The organism is uncultured Algibacter sp. (genome assembly GCF_905480415.1).
Taxonomy (GTDB): Bacteria; Bacteroidota; Bacteroidia; order Flavobacteriales; family Flavobacteriaceae; genus Algibacter_B.
On sequence record NZ_CAJQQI010000180.1, the window covers coordinates 20,832 to 27,407 of the forward strand.

Genomic DNA, 6,576 nt, shown 5'->3' on the forward strand with positions numbered 1-6,576 from the left:
ATTTACGTAAAAAAGTCACACATATGTTAAAAAATTTATTTGATTAATTTAGAATCAGCCTCTTTACCCGTTGTGATATAGCGGTAATAATTTCGTAAGATATTGTATTTGCAGTAGCAGAAAATGTATTTGCAGTATGGTTTTTTCCAAAAACAATTACTTCATCTCCTTCTTTACAATCAATATTGGTAATATCAACCATAATCATATCCATACAAACATTTCCAATAATTTGGGCTTTTGCACCATTTATAGTTACAAAGCCTTTGCCATTTCCGTATTGTCTACCAATGCCATCAGCATGACCAACAGGAAGTGTCGCTGTTCTTAATAACGCATCACTTTTAAAGGCACGATTATAGCCAACAGAGTCACCTTGTTCAATAGTGTGAATTTGAGAAATAATCGTTTTTAATGTTGCGATAGGTTTTAAATGTTTGTTTTCTTTATCAGAATTCCCAAAACCGTATAAACCAATACCACACCTAACCATATCAAAATGAGCCTCAGGGTAATTTAAAACACTTGATGTATTACTCATATGAAGAATCGGTTTGTAGCCGACCTGTCTCGTGAAATTTTCAGTAATATTTTTAAAAGTTTCAATCTGATTTAAAGTAAATGCCTTTTCATCTAAATCTTCACTTGCTGCCAAATGCGAAAAAATAGATTTTACTTTTACAGCATTACTTACTTTTAATTTAGAGATTATAGAATCGACCTCATTTTCAGAAAACCCTAATCGATTTAATCCAGTATTAAATTTAACATGAATGGGATAGTCGGATTGTTTTTCTGCAGAAGCGATAGTAACAAATTCATTCAGAATTTTAGAATTATAAATACTGGGCTCTAAACAATTTGCTATAAGTGCTTTAAAATTTACTGTTTGCGGATGTAGCACCAAAATGGGTTTGGTAATACCAGCTTCTCGAAGTGCAATACCTTCATTAGTGTAAGCAACAGCAAAATAATCAACGCTTAAATTTTGTAGATAACTAGCAATTTCAATAGCATCACTGCCATAGGCAAAAGCTTTTACTACAGCCAAAAATTTAGTGCTAGGTTGTAACTTAGATTTAAGATACTCAAAGTTGTGTTTAAGTGCTTTTAAATCAATTTCAAGCACAGTTTCTTGCGCTTTAGGCATTGGAATCTTTGTGTTTAGTTTTCACCTCTTCGGCTTCATTAACCTTCATGACCCTTACCTTATCGCGAAGCATTGCTTTATAATATGCTGCTCTACTTAAGGGTTCGTATTCATTAACTTCTCCAAGTAAAACAAGATTGTCGTTTTGGTTTTTTCTGTAGCTATATTGCGCTAAATTCCCTGTTCTGGTACAAACAGCATGCACTTTAGTTACATACTCTGCCGTTGCCATTAAGCTAGGCATAGGCCCAAAGGGATTGCCTTTAAAATCCATGTCCAAACCAGCAACAATTACGCGAACACCTTTATTTGCTAAATCGTTACATACACGTACAATTTCATCATCAAAAAATTGCGCTTCATCAATACCAACCACATCACAACCATCAGCTAGAATAGGAATATTGGCAGCAGCAGGAACGGGTGTTGAGCGTATTTCATTAGCATCATGAGAGACTACCATACCCTCGTCATAACGCACATCAATAGCAGGTTTAAAAATTTCAACTTTTTGTTTTGCAAATTGCGCACGCTTAAGCCTACGGATGAGTTCTTCGGTTTTTCCGGAAAACATGGAGCCGCAGATAACTTCAATCCATCCAAATTGTTCTTTCTGATTTACTGTATTTTCAAGAAACATTTCGTAATTTTAACATTGAACTTATTTAAACTTTTTGATTGAAGCTAAAATTTGTCATTTTGTAGCTAGTTAAAGGCTTTTTTGAGTTGCATAGCATCGCTACGGAAGGAAAAAAAGACAAAAAATGGATGCAAAAGAGCAATTTTTAGCCAATAAAAAAAGTTTAAATGAGTTCATTAAACAAAGCAATTTATCGTTTGTATAAAGGTGACGTAAATTTATTAAAAATCAAAAGCCTAAAGAGCAATAATTTAAAATTTATAAATAATGAAGAAGAAGCTTGAATCTGAACTCGTCAGTATAGCACATAGAATTCTTAAATTAAAGGGGAAGGAAGATGTTACTAAAATGCATGCCGAAGTTTCTTTGCTCTACGAGAAGCTATCCGTATTGAAATTTGCACATGAAAATTTTGAAGGGGACCTACCAACAATAGGCAGTGATTCTTCGTTTTTTAATATGTTAGATAGCGCCTTCAATAATAGGGTTAGTGATAATATTGAGGTTGAAGACAAAATATATATTAATCTTGATGCCATTGAAGATGATTATATTATGGAGCCCGTAATGAACAAGATTAAAGATATGGTGGCGCATATGCCAGAAGAGACTGAAGAAATTGAAACCGTTTTTGAAGAGGCCATACCCAAAACTCCTATAAAGAAACATGACTTAGAGGATATTACTGCTGGATTTGAAGATATGCCAATTTTTGAACCCATTTCTAAATCACAGAATGGGGTTTCTAATGGTAAAAAATCTTTAAATGATCAGCTTAAAATAGGTGGATTCAACATAGGACTTAATGATAAAATTGCCTTTATAAAGCATCTATTTAATGATAAAAGCGAAGATTATGATCGTGTATTGTCGCAATTAAACACCTCCATTTCTCTTGACGAGGCTAAACTATTTCTAGATAATTTGGTAAAACCAGATTATAACAATTGGGCTGGTAAAGAAGAGTTTGAAGACCGTTTTATGGAAATTATAGAATCAAAATTTATTTAAAATTTGTCCATTACCACTACAAAAAAGGACGTGGTCGTGCTTTTCTTTTCATAGTTTTGGCTCGATACTTGGCTTACCAAGAGCTAACCACTGCAATCACTAACACATGAGTAAACTTTATATCGTTCCAACACCTATTGGAAATTTAAAAGACATCACATTTAGAGCTATTGAAGTTCTAAAAGACGTCGATTTAATTCTAGCAGAAGACACTAGAACTTCAGGGAAACTTCTAAAACATTACGAGATTTCAACCCATATGCAGTCGCATCACATGCATAACGAGCATAAAACTGTTGAAAATATCATTCAAAAATTAAAAAGTGGAACGTCGGTAGCTCTAATAAGCGATGCAGGAACACCAGCAATTTCAGACCCTGGATTTTTGCTATCGCGCGCGTGTATCGAAAATGGTATTGAAGTAGACTGTTTACCGGGAGCTACTGCATTTGTGCCTGCATTAGTAAATTCGGGTTTACCTAACGATAAATTTATTTTTGAAGGCTTTTTACCCGTAAAGAAAGGCAGGCAAACTCGACTGTTGCTATTAGCTGAAGAAACCAGAACCATGATTTTTTACGAAAGCCCACATAAACTAGTAAAAACTTTAGGGCATTTTTGTGAATATTTTGGGGAGAATAGACAAGTATCTGTTTCCAGAGAACTCACTAAATTATTTGAAGAAACCATTCGGGGAACAGCTAAAACCGTTTTAGAACACTACACAAATAAAGCACCTAAGGGCGAAATTGTTATTATTGTTGGAGGAAAAAAATAAGCCCATAATGGGAATTAAATCATTAGTCAGTTCGAGTGTTCAGGTTTTTATTATTCTACAGCAAATAAATAATCAACAGTTACATTAAAAAACCTTTCCATTTCTTGAAAGGTTTCAATCTATATTATCTAGAATCGAAGGGTTTTAAAATGTTAACGATTTAAATATGCTTTCCTTTCTCCCAACCATGTTTTCCTAAATATTGGTCGCCACTTTCAACAGCACCACCTTCAATAGATGTTCCCATGCTATCATTCCATCTATTTAAATATCCAAAAAGAGAAATAACTCCAAGCATTTCAACAATTTCGCCTTCATTCCAATGTTCATATAAACGTTTTTTAATTGTCTCATCAACACCATTTGGTACTTGACTAGCTAGTAAAGAAAAATCTAATGCCGCACGTTCTGCTTCACTAAAAGCTGGATGCGTTCTATATTCCCAAATATTATCCAGTTGCTCTTGTTCTGCGCCATAACGTTCTGCAGCTCGAATAGCATGTGCCTGACAATATCTGCACCCCGTTGAGTTGCTAGACACCCAAGCTATCATGCGTTTTAGAGCTGATGTTACTCTACCTTCATTAGCCATAACGGCCTTGTTTAAATTAATAAAGGCCTTACTTATTGCCGGGCGATGTTGCATCGTCAACACCGAGTTAGGGCAAAAGCCTAAGGTTTCATTAAAAAAGGCAGCAAGTTCTTGGGTCTCTAAATTGTGGTCGGCAGATAATGGTCTTACTAAAGGCATATTTTTATTTTTTAAGTAGTATTTTTGCTACCTACAAGAAACAAAAAATAATTCAGAATAATGGCAGTTCAGGTTACTACAAAATGGTTAGGCGACATGAGATTTGAAAGTACAAATCCGTCCGGACACAACTTATTTATTGATGCAGGAGAAGAAAATGGAGGAAAGGATGAAGGCTATCGCCCTAAAGCATTAATGTTATCTGGTTTAGCAGGGTGCTCGGGTTTAGATGTGGCAGCATTAATAAAAAAAATGAAGTTACATGTTGATGAATTTAAAATTGAAACGGAAGCAAATTTAACTGAAGTACATCCAAAATATTACGATAAAGTAGCAATGCATTTTCACTTTTATGGGGATGATTTAAACGAAAAAAAGCTTCAAAAGGCCGTTGATTTATCAATTGAAAAATATTGTGGTGTTATGGAAATGTTTCGTCAGTTTTCAGAATTAAAAATAGAAACACATTTTCATAAGAAACTTCTATAACGAAAAGCCAATACCAAATATGATTACTAAAGGGAAGATACATATGACCGTAGAAAAATCATAAATATAAATACTTGAAATAAAGGACAATAAAGTTCGTTAAACTTTTATCATAAATTTTCATTCTCTTTATGCGTTGGACTTTAAAACCTAAACCTGTTACCGATAAAGTTGATGCTTTACAAAAAGCACTTCAAGTAGACTCTGCAATAGCTACGATGTTGGTGCAAAGAGGTATTGAAACGTACGAGGAGGCTAAAACATTTTTCAGACCCAGATTAGAAGATTTACACGATCCATTCTTAATGAAAGATATGGATAAGGCTGTAGCACGAATTGAAAAAGCAATTGCTAACAAAGAAAGTATTCTTGTTTATGGTGATTATGATGTTGATGGAACCACTTCGGTTGCCTTAATGTCTTCGTATTTAAAAACAAAGCATAATTTAGTTTACACGTACATTCCAAATAGATATGACGAAGGTTACGGCATTTCCTATAAAGGGATAAACTTCGCTTTAGAAAACGGGTTTTCATTAATTATTGCGTTAGATTGTGGTATTAAGGCTATTGAAAAAGTAGCATACGCAAAAAAAACAGGCATCGATTTTATTATTTGCGACCATCACAGGCCTGGGGACAAAATTCCAGAAGCAGCTGCGGTTTTAGATCCTAAGCGAGAAGATTGTGAGTACCCTTTTAAAGAGTTGTGTGGTTGTGGTGTTGGGTTTAAATTGGTACAAGCTTTAGCTTCAAAAGAGGGTAAAACGGCTAATGATTTATCGCTGTATTTAGATTTGGTAGCAACGGCAATAGGGGCAGATATTGTTCCTATAGATGGTGAAAATAGAGTGCTAGCTTATTTTGGTTTAATGGTTATAAATACCAATCCTAGATCTGGAATAAAAGCTATTTTAGATCAGGTTGAAAAAACTGAATTAACGATTACCGATGTTGTTTTTATTGTTGCACCAAGAATAAATGCTGCAGGACGCATGAAACATGGCAATTATGCAGTAACTTTATTAACTGAAGAAGAGCCAGATATGGCTAAAAAATATGCTTCTGAAATTAATGACTATAATTTAGACAGACGAGAAACAGATAAGCAAATTACCGAGGAGGCACTTAAGCAAATTGAAGAACAAAAAGAACAGAACCGCCTTACTACTGTTGTTTATCAAGAAGATTGGCATAAAGGTGTTATAGGTATTGTGGCTTCTAGATTAACAGAAACCTATTACAGACCTACATTAGTATTTACAAAAAGTGGTCATAAATTAGCGGCTTCAGCACGTTCTATTAGAGGTTTTGATATTTACAATGCCTTGGAAAATTGTAAAGAACATATTGAGCAATTTGGAGGACATAAATATGCGGCAGGTTTAACTCTTGAAGAAAAAAATTACGAAGCGTTTAAGCAAGCTTTTGAAAATGAAGTTTCAAGAACAATAGATAGAAATCTCCTGACACCAGAAATTAAGATTGATGCCCAAATAGACTTAAAAGACATTACTCCTAAGTTTCACAGAATATTAAAACAGTTTGCGCCTTACGGACCAAGTAATATGACACCTGTTTTTATGACTGAAAACTTAATAGATACAGGCTATGGTAAGTGCGTTGGTGCAGATAAAACCCATTTACGACTAACGGTTACTCAGCCAGAATCATCAAGTAGGATAGTAAGTATTGGTTTTAGTATGGGTGATAAATTTGATGTGATTTCTGAAGGTAAACCATTTAGAGCTGCATAT

7 protein-coding genes are annotated in these 6,576 nt (G+C 34.3%); 4 read left to right on the top strand and 3 right to left on the bottom strand.

Annotated elements, in window-relative coordinates; genetic code table 11:
* Positions 1–43 precede the first annotated feature (43 nt).
* Entirely contained in the window at positions 44–1,150 is a 1,107-nt protein-coding gene (gene alr / locus QZ260_RS12285; protein ID WP_295986670.1) for an alanine racemase, read from the bottom strand.
* Entirely contained in the window at positions 1,143–1,790 is a 648-nt protein-coding gene (locus QZ260_RS12290; protein ID WP_295986673.1) for a thymidine kinase, read from the bottom strand. The genes alr and QZ260_RS12290 overlap by 8 nt, the downstream gene beginning before the upstream one ends.
* 267 nt (positions 1,791–2,057) lie before the next feature.
* On the opposite strand from QZ260_RS12290, the gene QZ260_RS12295 reads away from it, so the two are divergent.
* Both QZ260_RS12295 and rsmI read left to right on the top strand, forming a co-directional pair.
* A complete protein-coding gene (locus QZ260_RS12295; RefSeq protein WP_295986675.1) occupies positions 2,058–2,801 on the top strand; it encodes a hypothetical protein in 744 nt (247 codons plus the stop codon).
* Between the two features lie 106 nt (positions 2,802–2,907).
* On the top strand, positions 2,908–3,579 hold the full coding sequence (rsmI, locus tag QZ260_RS12300) for a 16S rRNA (cytidine(1402)-2'-O)-methyltransferase (protein ID WP_295986678.1): 672 nt from the start codon (positions 2,908–2,910) through the stop codon (positions 3,577–3,579).
* 160 nt (positions 3,580–3,739) lie between these two features.
* Here rsmI and QZ260_RS12305 read toward each other — a convergent pair whose 3' ends face one another.
* Entirely contained in the window at positions 3,740–4,330 is a 591-nt protein-coding gene (locus QZ260_RS12305; RefSeq protein WP_295986681.1) for a carboxymuconolactone decarboxylase family protein, read from the bottom strand.
* A 60-nt stretch (positions 4,331–4,390) separates the two neighbouring features.
* Here QZ260_RS12305 and QZ260_RS12310 point away from each other — a divergent pair, with 60 nt between their 5' ends.
* Together QZ260_RS12310 and recJ are read left to right on the top strand one after the other, a co-directional pair.
* On the top strand, positions 4,391–4,819 hold the full coding sequence (locus tag QZ260_RS12310; protein WP_295986683.1) for an OsmC family protein: 429 nt from the start codon (positions 4,391–4,393) through the stop codon (positions 4,817–4,819).
* 131 nt (positions 4,820–4,950) lie between these two features.
* On the top strand, positions 4,951–6,576 hold a 1,626-nt coding region (recJ, locus tag QZ260_RS12315; protein WP_295986685.1), incomplete at its 3' end, for a single-stranded-DNA-specific exonuclease RecJ.